General features: G+C 53.2%; 13 protein-coding genes. 6 read left to right on the plus strand and 7 right to left on the minus strand.

From position 1 onward, the window contains the following. Window positions 1–3,600: an autotransporter domain-containing protein gene (locus HRU73_RS03930; protein WP_287399544.1), complete on the plus strand. Its 3,600-nt coding sequence runs from the start codon at window positions 1–3 to the stop codon at window positions 3,598–3,600. Window positions 3,601–3,677: 77 nt separating this feature from the next. On the opposite strand, the gene HRU73_RS03935 is transcribed toward HRU73_RS03930, so the two are convergent. The 3 genes from HRU73_RS03935 to HRU73_RS03945 are packed head-to-tail and all read right to left on the minus strand — an operon-like array spanning window position 3,678 to window position 5,653. Further along, a complete protein-coding gene (locus HRU73_RS03935) occupies window positions 3,678–5,132 on the minus strand; it encodes a putative sulfate exporter family transporter (protein ID WP_287399545.1) in 1,455 nt (484 codons plus the stop codon). A 30-nt stretch (window positions 5,133–5,162) separates the two neighbouring features. Beyond that, window positions 5,163–5,441, minus strand: a complete 279-nt coding sequence (locus tag HRU73_RS03940; RefSeq protein WP_287399546.1) for a DUF5395 domain-containing protein — start codon at window positions 5,439–5,441, stop codon at window positions 5,163–5,165. Next, window positions 5,438–5,653, minus strand: coding sequence for a hypothetical protein (locus HRU73_RS03945; protein WP_276679395.1), 216 nt, complete (start codon window positions 5,651–5,653; stop codon window positions 5,438–5,440). Before HRU73_RS03945 ends, HRU73_RS03940 begins: the two co-directional genes overlap by 4 nt. A 758-nt stretch (window positions 5,654–6,411) precedes the next feature. On the opposite strand from HRU73_RS03945, the gene HRU73_RS03950 reads away from it, so the two are divergent. The 3 genes from HRU73_RS03950 (at window position 6,412) to pyrC (ending at window position 8,322) form a co-directional block, all read left to right on the plus strand. After that, window positions 6,412–6,600: a hypothetical protein gene (locus HRU73_RS03950; RefSeq protein ID WP_287399548.1), complete on the plus strand. Its 189-nt coding sequence runs from the start codon at window positions 6,412–6,414 to the stop codon at window positions 6,598–6,600. A 21-nt stretch (window positions 6,601–6,621) separates the two neighbouring features. Beyond that, complete coding sequence (locus HRU73_RS03955) at window positions 6,622–7,176, plus strand: hypothetical protein (protein WP_287399550.1); 555 nt, start codon at window positions 6,622–6,624, stop codon at window positions 7,174–7,176. 96 nt (window positions 7,177–7,272) lie between these two features. After that, a complete protein-coding gene (gene pyrC, locus HRU73_RS03960; RefSeq protein WP_287399552.1) occupies window positions 7,273–8,322 on the plus strand; it encodes a dihydroorotase in 1,050 nt (349 codons plus the stop codon). 27 nt (window positions 8,323–8,349) lie between these two features. On the opposite strand, the gene HRU73_RS03965 is transcribed toward pyrC, so the two are convergent. Together HRU73_RS03965 and HRU73_RS03970 are read right to left on the minus strand one after the other, a co-directional pair. Next, window positions 8,350–9,606: a sensor histidine kinase gene (locus HRU73_RS03965; protein WP_276678914.1), complete on the minus strand. Its 1,257-nt coding sequence runs from the start codon at window positions 9,604–9,606 to the stop codon at window positions 8,350–8,352. Next, window positions 9,606–10,298 (minus strand): response regulator transcription factor, encoded by a 693-nt coding sequence (locus tag HRU73_RS03970; RefSeq protein WP_011111347.1) that lies wholly within the window; start codon window positions 10,296–10,298, stop codon window positions 9,606–9,608. Before HRU73_RS03970 ends, HRU73_RS03965 begins: the two co-directional genes overlap by 1 nt. Before the next feature lie 148 nt (window positions 10,299–10,446). Here HRU73_RS03970 and HRU73_RS03975 point away from each other — a divergent pair, with 148 nt between their 5' ends. Further along, entirely contained in the window at window positions 10,447–11,025 is a 579-nt protein-coding gene (locus HRU73_RS03975; protein ID WP_011111348.1) for a Fur family transcriptional regulator, read from the plus strand. Window positions 11,026–11,257: 232 nt separating this feature from the next. Next, entirely contained in the window at window positions 11,258–13,477 is a 2,220-nt protein-coding gene (locus tag HRU73_RS03980; RefSeq protein ID WP_287399554.1) for a TonB-dependent receptor, read from the plus strand. Window positions 13,478–13,616: 139 nt separating this feature from the next. Here the strand turns inward: HRU73_RS03980 and mnmH are convergent, their stop codons facing one another. Beyond that, window positions 13,617–14,789 carry a tRNA 2-selenouridine(34) synthase MnmH gene (gene mnmH, locus HRU73_RS03985; protein ID WP_287399555.1) on the minus strand — a complete coding sequence of 391 codons (1,173 nt, stop codon included), beginning with the start codon at window positions 14,787–14,789 and terminating at the stop codon, window positions 13,617–13,619. Beyond that, the gene (gene selD / locus HRU73_RS03990) at window positions 14,782–15,831 is read right to left on the minus strand and encodes a selenide, water dikinase SelD (RefSeq protein WP_287399556.1); all 1,050 of its coding nucleotides are present in this window, start codon (window positions 15,829–15,831) and stop codon (window positions 14,782–14,784) included. The genes mnmH and selD overlap by 8 nt, the downstream gene beginning before the upstream one ends. Between the last annotated feature and the right edge of the window lie 96 nt (window positions 15,832–15,927).

The raw sequence follows: 15,927 nt of genomic DNA on the forward strand, positions 1-15,927 counted from the left end.
ATGAAATTTTCCACAATCCTTACCTTCCTGAGTGGCACCACCTTCGTATATCCTGCCGCACTTGCGCAAAGTATCATCGCCAGCGGTAATATTCTTCCCGGTATCCCGGCGCCGCCTCTTGCGCTATGGCAACCTGCCAATTTACGTGTGGGCGTGAATGCAGCGGGCACGCTTTCCATTACTGATGGTGGTATGGTTGCCGGTCCGGGTCAGGCGCTCCTCGGCGCTGCCGTTGGTAGTTCTGGCACGGTGATGGTCAGTGGTAATGATTCCCTGTTCTCCACCGTATTGCAAATGCACGTGGGTAGTAGTGGCACGGGCACTCTCAAGATTGAGGACAGGGGCACCGCCAATATCGGTACATTCCTTTATATCGGCCGTTTCATTGGTTCCGATGGCCTCGTGACTGTGAGCGGCGCGGGATCGAGGCTGACCAACGGCAACATGATGCAGGTCGGTAGCGAAGGCACCGGCGCTTTGATCATCGAAGATGGCGCAACGGTGAACAGCACGAACGTGACCCGGATCGGCTGGAGCTCGACAGGTATAGGTACGGCTATCGTTCAGGGTTCCGGTTCAAGCTGGACAACGAACAACTCGATGTCCGTGGGTTTCGGCGGCTCTGGCAGATTGCTGATCGTAGATGGTGGCGCTGTAAGCAATGTCGAAGGCTTTGTCGGCCGCGAGACCGGATCGACCGGTGAGGTGATGGTCTCAGGCGCGGGTTCTTCCTGGTCGAACAGCGCAGCCCTTGAGATCGGCAGTTTCGGCATGGGCGAGTTGATGGTCGAAGACGGTGGCGCACTCAGCAACACGGATGGCCGGATCGGGCGGGAGGCTGGCGCTATCGGTACCGTGACGATCAAGGATGCGGGTTCCACCTGGAGCAACATGGGTACGCTCTACATCGGCGATCTCGGCAAAGGTACGCTGACTGTTGCCGATGGCGGCAAGGCGAATATCGTGGCCAGCTTCGTGATTGGCCGCCAGGCGGGCGCCGAAGGTCTCGTGACCTTAAGCGGCGCGGGATCGAGCCTCATCAACACCAGTTCCACGCAGGTCGGCGGCGCGGGCAAGGGTACGCTGATCGTCGAGAATGGCGGCGTGGGCCAATCGAACAACCTCTCGGTCGGGGTCTCGTCAGGCAGCACCGGATCGGTCGCGGTTCGCGGCGCCGATTCACGCTGGATCGCAGGCAGCATCCTGACCATCGGCGCAAGCGGCCATGGCACGCTGACGATCGAAGACGGCGGCTCGGTCACCAGCACTCTGACCACTATCGGGTCCAACACTTCGGGTCTCGGCGAAGCAATCGTCTCAGGTGCGGACTCCACCTGGACCAACAGCGGCGCCCTCATTGTAGGAGCACTGGGCAACGGCACGCTCACCGTCTCAGACGGCGGCATGGTTTCGAATGCAACCGCAGGTATTGGCGTCGGTACAGGCCGCCAGGGCGCGGCCCTGGTTTCCGGCGCTGGCGCACGCTGGATCAACAGCGGTGATTTAACCGTCGGTACCAACGGCAGCGCCACCCTGACCGTCGCAGACGGTGGCCATGTTAGTGTCGGCGGCGGCAACGGCATTGTTCATGTCGCTGAAGCCGCGACAGCAAATGGCGTGGTGAATATCGGGGCTGCGGCGGGTAGTGCGCCGGTCGGGGCCGGCACGCTGGGCACCGCCGAAGTTCGTTTTGGCGACGGCACCGGCAGGCTTAATTTCAATCATACCGATAGCGCCTATCTCTTCTCACCCGTCATCACCGGAAATGGGGCGCTCAATCACTATTCCGGCACGACCATCCTGACCGGCGACAACACCTATAGCGGTTCTACGATGATTGCGGGCGGTGTGCTCCAGCTCGGCAATGGCGGCACGAGCGGCTCGGTCACCAGCGACATCCAGATCGACAGCACAGGAACACTGCGCATTGATCGTTCAAATGACTGGACCTATGCAGGTATCCTTTCCGGGACTGGCGTCTTCGATCAATTGGGCACCGGTACGACGATGCTCACCGGCAACAGCGCTGCTTTTAACGGTACGACGACGGTTACGAATGGCCGTCTGATCGTTGGCATGGGCGGCGCCGGGACGCTCGGCGGTATGGTCAATGTGCTGGATGGCGCAACACTTGGCGGTTCGGGCACGGTCGGTAGCGCCGGGGCCGACGTCACCATCCTTGGCGGCGGTGTGCACGCGCCGGGTAACAGCGTTGGCGTTCAGACCATTGCCGGCAACTACGTCAATTACGGCACACTGCGAATCGACGGTACACCGGCGGGGATGGACATGCTCATTGTGCAGGGTGGCGTCGATATTACCGGTGCCACCCTCGATCTCCAGCTTTCTCCTCCTGTGACGTCGGGTTGGAATATCATCAATGGGCCGTTCACTATCATCGACAAGCAGAGTGCCAGCGCAGTGGCTGGCAGCTTCGGCGCGGTCAACAACAATCTGTTGTTCCTCGATCCATACGTGAATTATGCCGGTGGCGATGGCAACGACATCACGCTCGATTTCGTGCGCAATGACGTTGCCTTTGCATCGGTCGCGCTCACTCCGAACCAGATCGCGACGGGCAGGGGAATCGACATGCTGCCCTATGGCCACCCGATATGGAACACGATTGCGCTCATGAGCGATGAGGTCGCCGTGCGCCGGAGCTTCGACTTTCTTTCGGGAGAAATCCATGCCACTGCATCCGGCGTGCTGCTCGAAGAAAGCCGCTTTCCGCGCAGAGCAGTCAATGACCGGCTTCGATCCGCGTTTGGCACAAATACCGACACCGCATTCTGGGCACATGGCTATGGGGCCTGGGCCGGTTGGCAGAGTGATGGCAACGCTGCCTCCCTCAAGCGCGATACTGGCGGATTGCTCCTGGGTCTCGATGGTCAGCTTGGCAACTGGCGGACAGGCGTCATGACCGGCCGTAGCTGGACTGGTGTGACGGTTGCTGACCGGGCCTCGACCGCCGAGGCCGGAACGTGGTATGCCGGTCTCTATGGAGGCACCCAATGGGGCGATCTGGGCCTGCGTCTTGGTTTGTTGCATGGCGAGCATGACATCGACACCCGGCGCACGGTTGCCGTCCCCGGTCTTTCCGGAACTTTGCGCAGTACTCATGGTGCGAGTACGACCCAGGCTTTCGGAGAGCTGGCTCATACCCTCCATTTTGGCATTGTGCGCTATGAGCCATTTGCTAACCTCGCCCATATTCACACACGTTCGAACAGGTTTACCGAAACCGGGGGCAGTATGGCTCTGGCCGGCCGACGCAGCACGATGTCTGCGACTGTCATGACGCTGGGCCAACGCATCGAAGCTGCACATGTTTTCCGCGGGACAGGCATCAGAACCGTTGGCATGATCGGTTGGCAGCATGTTTGGGGTGATGTGATTCCGCGTTCGACCCATCGCTTTTCCATGGGTGATCCCTTTACCATCGCCGGTACGCCACTCGCACGCAACAATCTGCTGATCGAGGGCAGGTTCGAATTGTCACTGGGCAGGCGTGCAGCGATTGGTGCCAGCTATACCGGCCGCTTCGCACATAACGGGCATGATCATGCCGCTACTGCAGTGCTGCGCATCGGTTTCTGACGATTGGCGACGATAATATGTGCTTTTTTAGCAAGCGATCTGTTGTCACCGCTCGTCATTAGTTTTTGCGCAATTCTTCAGAGAACGGGCGGCATCATGCCGCGATGAAATATCCATGCAACCCCGTAAGCAATCGGGGCAATGATGCCGAACAGCGCAATTGCATAGAGCAATGCCAACTTGCCCATTCCTTTGAGCTTGCTGAAGTCAGTTATGATGCCGATGCTGATAAAGGTGAGCATGAACATCATGTTACGCATTGGCCCCTCGACTGCGGCAGCAGCTTTATGCAGGGTTTCAGCGGCTTCTGATCCGCTGGAGGCGAGCATGATGTACGAAAACCAGACCAGGAGATAACCCAGTACAAATTTCGGGAACCGGTGCCAGATTTCCATCAGTCCGATTTTGGACTGGCCGGGTTTGCGTTCTACTTTATATACCCACACCAGCGCCAGAACGAAGGCCCAGACACCGATAAACATATCGATCCAGATTTTCGTGGTCAGTGATGCCATCAAAATCCAGCCTTCTTTCCATACGATGCCCAGGTTGGCCTCGGCATTGGCACGCATCAATTCATCCAGCATGGCTCCGGCAGCTGCATCGGCACCATCCGTCTTGACTGTCAGCCCCAGAGCGGAGCCGTTGACGATAGGCTGCTCCGGTGCTATTGCCGTATAAAACCCCGGCAGGATGATGAGTTCGAACATGGCGAAGATTACGACCAGAATCGAGACGAATGCCGGAAGTGCCGGGCGGGCACGAATGGCACCGGCGGTGGCGATGGCAGCCGATATGCCGCAGATGGAAATGCCGGAAGAAAGGACCGCTGCGGCATCACGTGATAAATGGAATACTCTGCGGCCAAGCGCATAGACGATCGGCCAGAACAGCATGTAGGCGACAAAAGTAGCCGCAACCCCGGTCATGACCAGTTCTGTAATGAAACCGGCTGCTTCGATGGACATGACGCCGATTTTGATACCCAGGAATACGATTGCCGTTTTGATGAACCATTCCGGTTTTGCTGCTTCGTTGAGAAACCTGGCGGTATTTTTGAAGAAATTGCCGATGACGAGCCCGACCAGCAACGCCAGCAGGTAAGAAAAACCGCTGCCGAGAGACAATCCCCAGGACAGGCCATATTTGTCCATTTCATAGACAGAGGCCTTGAAATGAGCTTCATTGCCGATGATCCAGATGACCCAGGTCATGATGAAAAGAATGGTCCAACCGATAAAAAACTGTTTCAGGTCAAATTTCATCGACCATGCTGCCAGACAGGTCAGGGCGGTAAATACCAGATAAGTCACCAGTAACGATAATGCTGGATGCCATTCCGGCTTGCCACTGGATTTCAGTACGCCTTCGATGGAAAATTTTTCCCATACCCAGGTTTCGGGTTTGGCCATCCAGCCGGTCAGCTCCAGCCCCCAGAGCGAGCTGACACTTGCCATGAACATGATCAATCCCAGCCAGACTGCCCACCAGTCTTCCGTTCTTGCCATACCTGAATACCATTTGTCATTCATTGCATTCATTTCTTGCTTGTTTCCTTGTTTTTATTGCACCGCTGATACGGGTGATTTCAAGTCCAGACGGATGTAACGGTTGAAGTAATGGTAGGCGTATTGGCGTATCCAGGCGGGAATGCAGCTATGATCGAAAATCATGAATACTGTCACGCAGCTATTTTCCGGAAATAATTGCCTGTCCAGCAGATACCTGATCAGAGCCTGATCCAGTTCTGCCAGGGTTTGTCCGCAAGCTTCGAAATCCTGATGGTATGCGATCCATTTGATTCCATCATGTATCAACCGAACTTCCAGATCAGCTTTCATTTTTGTCCCGGAAGGAGGAACCAGTCCACCAGAATACCCAGAATGACCAGTGCCGCGATACCGATTCCTATACTCCACAGGCACAGGCTGGTTTCCCAGCTTTCCCAGGGCTCGGGCTCTCCCAGCACTGACTGATCGGGTAATAATCTGCTCATGTCATTCTCAAGAGACTGATCGTAAGTTTCATTATCTGCATCATTCGTTGTCGTCATCGTCGTTCTCACATAGAAAAAAGAAAGTATTCCTTTTCAGAGGAATTCATTTTATTCATATTCGATCGGGGCAAGTTTCCGGATTTTCCGGGAAGGATGATCATCCTATCCCGCATGATCGGCGTTTGATTCGCACAATACCTATCTCGCACTGGCCAAAGATGTAGGGCGAAGTTACCTTTCAACCTTATCATAAATAATCTCGTATCCGGAAACGAAAGAAGCTTGTTTATGGATCATCCTGTTTCTAAAGCAGTGCAGCTGAATGAGGCTGAAACAGGATGATGACCCTCTGATAGTAGCGTATTACATGAAAATACGAACAAAGTCAGGCGGAACCAGATTTATTCCGATTGATTACCGGAGAAGTTCGTTCAGTCCGGGATGGATAGTTGACAATGATTCTCATTATCTGCTATTTTCCGGAAAAATTGGATTTGCATATAAATGTTTTTACTTCAGTCGGCTGATTGGCTGAAGTTTTAAGTTTTAGATAAATTTCTTTTCTCTGGCCAGGAAAGCATCTTCTGGTTTTCTACCCGGCCAACATTTCTGCCAGCTTTTGCCAGCCTCGTGTTTCGTATTGCCAGGAGTCAGTATTTGGTTGCCAGCCAGACCCTGTTTTCGGTCCGCCAGCTCTGAGTGGGAACCTCTGCACGAATCCTTCATGAGCCGTCCATGTGGGATTCGTGCAGAGGTTCCTTAAAAATCCGTCAGTACATGTCGTGCTGTCAGTTTAATTTCAGGAGCGTAATCGTATGTTGTCTTTATGCAGAATCATCATCAGTCTCTTGCTGGTCGGCTTGAGTGGTCAGGCTGCTGCCGATATTTCCAACAGCCCGAATCCTTATGATGCCGGGTATGGTTTCGATACACCGGATGAGGCCGGCTGGGGTGGCTGGATGCGAGGTGGTGCAAGTCCGCTGGTTCAAAGAAAAACAGACTGAACAGCCGGCTGGGGTGGCTGGATGCGAGGTGGTGCAAGTACGCTTTATGCCGAGTGGGATACCATTTCCGATGCCAGTTATGGTGGTAGTGGTGATCGGACAGCTGCGCCTGATATAGGTACCCATAACGTGGCTGATGCTTATCTTAGTTGGAACCCGGGTGTTTTTGTCACCAGCACGGGTAATCTCATTACCCCTAGTGTAGTGCAAGAATTCTTCATTCGTATATCGCCCGTATCTTTGTTCAGCGGCCCGCTCGTCGTTGCATTGCAGGTCGAGATGTGGGGAGATGAGCCTGCTGCGCCTCTGCTCAATGGTCTTGCTGCATCCAGCTGGACCAGGACTTTCACGGGCACTTCCGTGACCGATCATGATTTGAACCAGTATCTTGGGCTGTGGTATTTTGCCAACACGGTAAATCATTTCGAGTTTGATCTTACAAATCAACCGTTTATATCGCTTGCGCAAGTGGCGGTGGATATCGCCCAGGTATCGGAACCGTACATGCTGGCTATCATGCTGACTGGCCTGATTCTGATTGGATCGATGACACGGTACCGCAGCAGACCAATCTGAGGAGCAAAGTTTGCGTGATGTTCCGGATTCCATGACGTATGCCACCCGGATGACATATAGTGGCTGATTCTTACTTTGAATCAGCGAGGCAACAAATTGAACGACACAGCAGACAAGCTGATTTTTACCCGTCCGGATGACTGGCATCTGCATTTGCGTGATGGCAATGCCATGCGATCAGTGCTGCCTGACACTGTCAGGCGTTTTGCACGCGCTATCATCATGCCGAATCTCAAGCCGCCCATCGTGACGACTGAACAGGCAGCTGCCTATCGTGCCCGTATTCTGTCTGCTTTACCGGCTGAGCTGGCCGGGCGGTTCGAGCCGCTGATGACGCTATACCTGACGGATACGACATCACCCGAAGAAATTACCCGGGCTCAGGCAAGTGGTATCGTGCAAGGTATCAAGCTCTACCCTGCTGGAGCGACCACACATTCCGATGCGGGTGTCACGGATATTGCACGCTGCGAAGCTACGCTGGAGAGGATGGAAGAGCTCGACATGCCTTTACTCGTGCATGGAGAAGTGGTCGATCCTGCAGTGGATGTTTTCGACCGGGAAAAAATTTTCATTGACCGGGTACTGACGCCGCTACTGCAACGCTTTCCCGGGCTGCGAGTGGTATTCGAACATATCACTACCAGAGAGGCAGTCGAGTTTGTACAGACGGCTCCAAACCGGATTGCTGCCACGATTACCGCACACCACCTGATGCTGAACCGGAATGCTTTGTTTACCGGCGGGTTGCAGCCGCATCATTACTGTCTGCCGGTACTGAAACGGGAAATACATCGTCAGGCACTGCTGGAAGCGGCGACCAGTGGTCATTCCAGATTCTTCCTCGGTACGGACAGCGCACCGCATCCGGTCAGAGACAAAGAATCGGCCTGTGGTTGTGCGGGTATTTACAGTGCTCATGCAGCCATCGAATTTTATGCCGAGGTATTCGAACAGGCTGGCCGGCTCGATCGGCTGGAGGCTTTTGCCAGCTTTCACGGCCCTGATTTTTATGGCTTGCCGCACAACAGTGATCGGATTTCCCTGATCAGGGAAAGCTGGCAGATTCCGGAGCAGGTTGAATTGGGTGAAGAAAAATTGATCCCCCTCAGAGCAGGGGAACACGCTCGCTGGAAACTGGTATGAACCACTGTCGACCGGATACCGGGAAGATCAACGGAAGGTGAGTGTGGCTTTGGTGCCACCGGATTCCAGACTGTCGATATCCAGGCGCCAGCCCAGATGAGCGCATGCCCGGGCGATCAGTTCGAGCCCAATGCCACCGGCTGCAGCGGAGCCAGCACGTGCAAGCTGTGTATAAATACGACTGCGTTCGCTTTCTGAAACACCATGCCCGGAATCCTGAACGGTGACACCGGAACCGGTGGTGATCACACGAATCGTACCGTGCTCGCTGTTTTCAATCGCATTGCGGACAAGATTGCCGATGGTGGCACTCACAATCTGGCGAGGAGCGTGGATTGAACAAGGGGGCGTTGTGATGATGTCGAAAGCCAGTTCCTTTGATCCGGCCAGCAGCCGATGATCCTGGACGATGGAGGGTACCAGCTCAGCCAGGTCGACCAGCTCCATCATCGACTGCAGGCGTGCAGGGTCTCTGGCAAGAGCGAGGAGAAGTGTGACCAGATTCTGCATTTCGTGAGCCGTTGCCAGGATGCGGCGCAGGTGTGCTTCGGTTGAATGCGGTGATACCAGGGGGTCGAGTGCCACCTCGGCGGTACTGACGACCACGGCAAGCGGGGTGCGCAATTCGTGACTGGCCATGCGGATGAATTTGCGCTCGCGCTCCACGAAATCGTCGATCTGCACGAGATAGGAATTGAGCCTTTCAGCGATGACCTGGGCTTCTTTCGGGGCATGTGGTTCAATTTGTACACGCTGTCCGTTCTGATCGGGTGACAATTCTGCAATTGCTCGTGCAAGGCTGCTCAGCGGTCGTACCAGTCGTCTGGCACCGAAAATCGTAACCAGAACGAGGATACATACCAGTACAGCAGCGGATCCGAGAATCATCCAGATGAGCTGCCGTTCCACTCTTTCTATGTTCGTAATGTCCAGTGTCATCACACTGCGATCCGGGCCGATACCACTTGCCAGCACGACGAATTGTTTCTTTTCGACAGATATTCCGTCATGAACTCCTGCTGGCAGATCGAATTCTGCAGGAATGGGTGTATCGCTGCCTTTTCCAAAGAGCCGCAGCAGCTCCGTGTCATCCCATCGGTAACCGGCTTCGGTGCGCTGGCATTCCAGGAAGTATTCGAACTCACTCCGCAGCAGTGACTCCCAGATAAGGTGTTCCACATTTTTGATCACGGTTACGCCATAGGTTGCTATCCCGAGTGAAAGCAGCAGTGTGTACGCCAGCATTCCGAGCATGATCTGTCGTCGCAGGCTTTTGGTCGCCATCAGTTTTGCTCCTGCACAGCAAGGCGATAGCCGACACATCGAAGTGTGTGCAGCAGTTTTTCTTCCTGCTCTCCGTCCACAGCCCGCCGGAGTTCATACATATGTGAGCGGAGCACATTGCCTTCCGGTGGCTCGTCACCCCAAAGCGTTTCTTCGAGTTCAGGACGAGAAACGACTGACGGGCTTGCGCGCATCAGTACTTCCAGAAGCCGTCGCTCACTTGCGGACAGTTGTATCTGCCGTGATCCGCGCCATATATGCTGAGTATCCAGATCGAATGAAAGGTCGCCCACAGTGAGCTTGCGCCTTCTGCCACGACTTCGGGCAAGCAGCGCTTCGATGCGCACCTCAAGCTCTGCGAACGCGAATGGTTTAATCAGGTAGTCATCCGCACCTGCTCTGAATCCGGAAATTTTGTCATCGAGATCGTCACGAGCGGTCAGCATGAGGATGGGTATATGGCAGTCCCGTGCACGCAGAGCGCGGATGACATCTACTCCTTCCTTCGTTGGCAGCCCCCAATCGATGATCAGCGCATGGTAATTCCCCTGCTGTGCAAGCGTAAGACCTGCAAGACCATCCTGGGCTGCATCCAGCAGGTATCCCCGCGGTTCCAGGTAGGCAAAAAGGTTGGCAACGAGGCTGGCATTATCCTCGAGGATGAGAATACGGGCTTGAAAAGAAGGATTCATGGTTTATTTCAGACGTTGCTGACAAAACGACGACATTTCGGTTTGTATCATAGCAAAAACACGAACGATTTCTGTTTATATTCATAGTGCCATACGGTAGAGAGTGCCGTGGGCTGATTGTACTGTGCGAGTGTGGAGGGGATAAATAATGGGTTCCAGAGCGGGTCATCCTTGTTCTTTGAAGTTGCAGGCAGCGGGTTTGCGCTCCACATCCACACGATTGAGCATACTGAAAGTCCTGGAGGCTGATTCGCAAAGATGGATTGAAGGTGAGGCGATCTTCAGGGAACTGATTGCACGCGGGACGACCATCAGCCTGGCAACTGTATATCGTGCGCTCAAGGATCTCGATCATCGCGGGGTGCTGTTACGTGAATGGCGCGTCGGGGCCAGTGGTGGAAAGGCTGTCTACAGGTTGAGCTCGCATGATTTGCAAGATCGTAAAGGAGCCATCGTATGTCGTCAGTGTGGAGCCAGTGTGCCTATGGACGATTCTGTATTACTGCATGAACACCTGAGACAACTCGCTTCCAGGCATGGTTTTGTCCTGACGGAACAGCCCGTGACGATTCATATGACCTGTGGTCGTTGTGCAGGGGCGTCAGACAAAAAGGCTCTTCATGAAAAGAATACTTCTCCGACACTTCAACATTCCATGCCATTACTCCCTGCCAGGCGTCGAAAGAATAAGGCATCTGATGTGACCTGGCCAATTGAGTGCGAGTGAAATGAACAGCCAAAATGAAGGGGCGTATGTGCTATACATTTTTCCGGTATTCCCGGCAGCAGGGAGGGGCATCACACCCGATCCAGCGGATGGGCACGATTCAAAAACAGGAGTATTCAGATGAAAAAACAATGATTGTCACCTGATTGATACTCATATTTTCTTTGTATTTACTATTTTTATAACAAAAATTTGGTTTTCAACCAATTATTTAACTTAAGGGAGATTGAAAATGGCAAAGGTGTCTTCTCGTTCATGGGGGATATTCCCGATCAGGCCGGTTGTATCTGCATTGACACTGGCTTTTGGTGGGATGGCAGGTGCAAATGCAAGTGAGCCTGTGCCGCTACCTGAAATCAAGGTCAAATCAGGGAAAACCAGTGAAAGAAGCAATGAATACAAGGTAGATAAATCTGCCAGTCAGAAATTTACCGCTCCGCTCATTGATACACCCAAATCGATCACTGTCATTACCGATGAAGTCATCAAGGATAGCGGTTCGCTGACGTTCCAGGATGCGCTGCGGACCACACCGGGGATTACTTTCGGTAGTGGTGAAGGGGGTATTGCGTCAGGTGATCGCCCGTTCATTCGTGGATTCGACGTTTTTTCATCGATTTATGTGGATGGTTTACGCGATCTCGGTACTCAGACACGTGAAATCTTCGCAGTCGAGCAGATGGAAGTACTGAAAGGCCCGAGCGGTAGTTTTGACGGTAGAGGTTCTGCAGGGGGTAGTATCAATATCGTCACCAAGCAGGCGCGGGCAGGCAACTTTTTCAAGGGTTCTGCCGGGCTCGGTACCGAAAAATTCAAGCGCGGGACAATCGATGGTAATTATACGATTGGGGAAAATGTTGCTGTCCGTCTGGTAGGAATGGCACACAAAGCGGATACCCCGGGACGTGATGGCGTCGATGTTGAACGCTGGGGGTTGATGCCTTCCATTACTCTGGGACTGAATACCGCGACCAGTGCTACCTTCAGCTGGTATCATTTTGAAACGGATGATAAGTCGGACTGGGGAATTCCGTTCATTCAGAATACTGCAAATGGCGGCATTCCGGAAGGGAAGCCGGTGGGTTCCAGAAGCGCCTGGTATGGTGTTAAGGGCCGGGATTTTCAGGATACTTCAGCCGATATCGGTACATTCAAAATTTCACATGCATTCAGCGATAATCTGGTCGTGCGCAATACTACGCGCTATAGCATCACGACCAATGAATTCTTCGTCGGTCGCCCTAACATCAGCAGTGCTGATTTTGCAGCGGGCCTTGTGAACAGGGACGCTACGAGAAACCGTGGCACCAGAACCGAGACGGTTGCCAACCTGACGGATGTATCGTTCATCTTTGATACCGGGTTCATCAAACATAGTTTGAATGCCGGTTTTGAAGTCAGTTGGGAAGATTATCGGAATCGTACCTATGCCGGTGGTAGGATCACAAATGCGGCTGACCGTCTGGCGCCGCTGGGTAATCCTGATTCATCAGTTGCGTTCGATCCCGTCACCCGCAACCCGTATCCCAGTGCAGAAATAGAAGCTCATAACAAATCAGCTTATATATTTGACAGTATGGAGCTGACAGAAAAAATACTGCTCAATGCCGGTATTCGATTTGATAATTATCAGGTCGATTTACAGAATCGCAATGCCAGTACCGGTGCCAATACGACTTCTTTCAAGCAGAACAAAAGTTTCTTCAATTATCAGGTAGGGGCTGTTTATAAGATGCAGCCCAATGCGAACATTTATGCAGCCTTTGCCACATCTTCTTCACCTGTTGGTTTGTCCATGGGAGATTTCGGTTATGCGGGCGGTGATCTAAATGCTAATACAGAAAGTTTGAAGCCAGAACGTACCGAAACTTATGAAGTAGGTACCAAGTGGCATGTATTGCACGATCTGGCGCTGACTGCCGCAGTGTTCCACACGATCAAAACCAATGCACGCGTCAACGTGGGCCCATCTGTTGAGAATGCAGGTAGAGCTGTAGTGAATGGTTTTGAACTTGGTTTTGCAGGGAACGTGACTGATAAGTGGAATGTATTCGGGGGGTATACCTTCCTCGATGCGGAACAGACTCGGGTAGGCGACAGCACCGACCAGAATGCAGTTGGCTCAGCCAGTACCAAAGGTAAACAATTGCATGGTACTCCCAAGCATGCTGCCAGCTTCTGGACTACCTACAAGGTGCTGCCACGTGTAACGTTTGGTGGGGGGCTATTCTATACCGGCAAGGTATATGCTGATCCCAGTAACAATGGCTATCTCCCGTCCTATGTGCGTTTCGACCTGATGGCAAAATATAACATCAGCCAGAATCTGGACGTGCAGTTGAATGTTCAGAATCTGACGGACAAACGTTATTTCAATACGACCTATTTTCGCCACTATGCTATACCGGCACCGGGACGTGTTGCGTTTGTCAACCTGAACTTAAAATTCTGATGTTGTATGGCAGGCAGATAAGTATCCTGCCAGTCGGGTGAATACAAACCTGGGCAACCTCTGCGGGAATTTATTTCCGCAGAGGTTGTTTGGCTGTGACCAGATGTGCCGCTATTGGGCTCAATATTGCGGGACTGCGTTAATATAGAGCCTTATTTTTACGAGCCTGAAGATAATCCATTACGGCCTGCCCTGATCCCTTGAAACAGGGGTTTACGCGACGGCGCTGCAGCGATCCGAGATACAGTGGGTCGTAGTAGTATCTCACCAGTTTTTCGATCCAGATTTTGTTCGATTGAATTTCATTTTTGTTTTCAAAGTCGGATCGTGCATTTTCCAGATCTTCTGACACTTCCTGAAATCTGTCTCCTCCCAGTTTCTTACTGATTGCCTGCAAGGCACCGGCGTATTTGTCAAATAGCTGTCTTGCCTGCTGACGCAGTATTTCCCGAGTTTCAACCGTTGAAGCCAGTGGCGGGATCGCTTGCCGGATCCGTTGTGCCTGGCCGATCGGTGTAGTGAGGATGTAATCCTCAAAAATGTTATCTACTCGGGTGGCAAGGGGTTCATCTACCCAGATGATTTCCGAATTGCGCAGATGATGGAAAAAACTGTCAGGCAAATATACTTTGCCGGTATGCCGGCTTTCATCTTCCACGATTACTGGTTCAGACAGGTTGTTTTGTTCCAGCTTGAGCAGGTTGACGGCCAGGTGGTTTTCGAAATCGATTTGTGAAGGTTGAGGAACAGACATTCCGCCGAAGGCGGAGCCGCGATGCCGGGCAAGGGCTTCGATGTCGAGGACTGGATGACTGTTGCTGATGTCATGGATCAGCCGGGTTTTGCCGCTGCCCGTCGGCCCGGTAATCACCAGCAGTTTACGATGTTCACTGAACCGGTCGATGGTACTGATTAAAAATTGTCTTGCCCGTTTATAACCGCCAGTGATCAGGGGGCTGTCAATACCGGTATCTCTCAGCCATTGCTGTGTGATCTGTGAACGCTTGCCCCCGCGGAAACAATACAGTATGGCTTGAGGGTGCTGATGGATGAAATCGAGCCACTGCTGCAGTCGATTTTGTTTGACTGAACCCGAAACCATCTCATAGCCCAGTTTGATGGCCGCTTCAGAGCCTTGTTGCTTGTAGGTGGTGCCAACGAGGGCACGTTCCTCATCGTTGAGGATGGGCAGATTGACTGCGCCGGGCAGAGATCCTTGCGTGAACTCGACGGGTGCACGTACGTCAATCAGCGGCGTATCTGCTATGAATAAGGCCGTCAGGTCATCGATGCCGATGTCTGGATTACACAAACTGTACCGCTTTGTCTTGATGGGGGTGAACGGTTCCCACTATGACGGCAGATGGGAACCGGGTGTGCAACGCCTGCAGCATGGTCTGACTGGTTTCGGGTGCTACACTCAGCAGCAAACCGCCGCTGGTCTGCGGGTCATGGATCAGTAGTTTATGCAGCGCATCCAGTGTTGAATCGTCGATGTGTGGTGTGGTGTATTCCGCGTTTGTCCGGTGTGCTTTGGTCAGGCAACCGTTTTCCAGGCAATGGAAAGTCTTGTCAAACCGGGGGAGGCTGCCGGTTTCGATGCGCAGGGTGACATCACTGGCATTCGCCAGTTGCATGGCGTGGCCGGAAAAACCGAATCCCGTGATGTCGGTGGCAGCGTGAATGAATGCCTGTAAATCCGGCGACATGCAGTCGATAGCGTTATTGATGGCTGTCATGCTATCGAGCGCTTCGATGATGTCTTCCTCACGCAGTTGCTGTCGTTTCACTGCGGCTGTCATGGTGCCCGTTCCCAGCGCCTTGGTCAGAATCAGATGATCTCCGGGTCTGGCGCCAGCGTTGGTCCATACCTGACGAGGATTGACAAACCCGGTGACCGACAGGCCAAACTTCAGGGTGTCATCGTCGATCGAATGGCCTCCAACGAAATTGGCACCAGCTTCGGCAATCTTGTCGCTGGCGCCTTGCAGAACATCGACGATGACATGTTCGGGCAGAGCCGCCAGCGGAAATGCCAGAATACCCATGGCTGTCACCGGTCTGCCGCCCATGGCATAAACATCGCTGAGCGCATTGGCAGCAGCGATTTCACCGAAAAGCTTCGGGGTATCGACGATTGGCGTGAAGAAATCCAACGTCTGTACTAGAGCAGTTTCTTCATTGACCCGGTAGATGGCAGCATCGTCGAAATACCGGCCATCCACCATCAGTGCGGGGTGCGCAACTGGAAAACCGACCTGCTGCAAAATCCGGCGCAGTTCCGTTGCTGCAACCTTGGCAGCACACCCGCCTTTCTGTACCGTCTGGGTCAGTGCAATTTTTTCTGAGGGCATGATTGTTCGAAAGAGAAAGCGTTCTTGAGAGGAAGAAGGTATAGGGAATGAGGTTGATGTGTCAAATACTCCGGCAGTACCGGCCCATGGCAAATT

The organism is Nitrosomonas sp. H1_AOB3, from assembly GCF_015709435.1.
In the GTDB taxonomy this organism is placed as follows: Bacteria; Pseudomonadota; Gammaproteobacteria; order Burkholderiales; family Nitrosomonadaceae; genus Nitrosomonas; species Nitrosomonas europaea.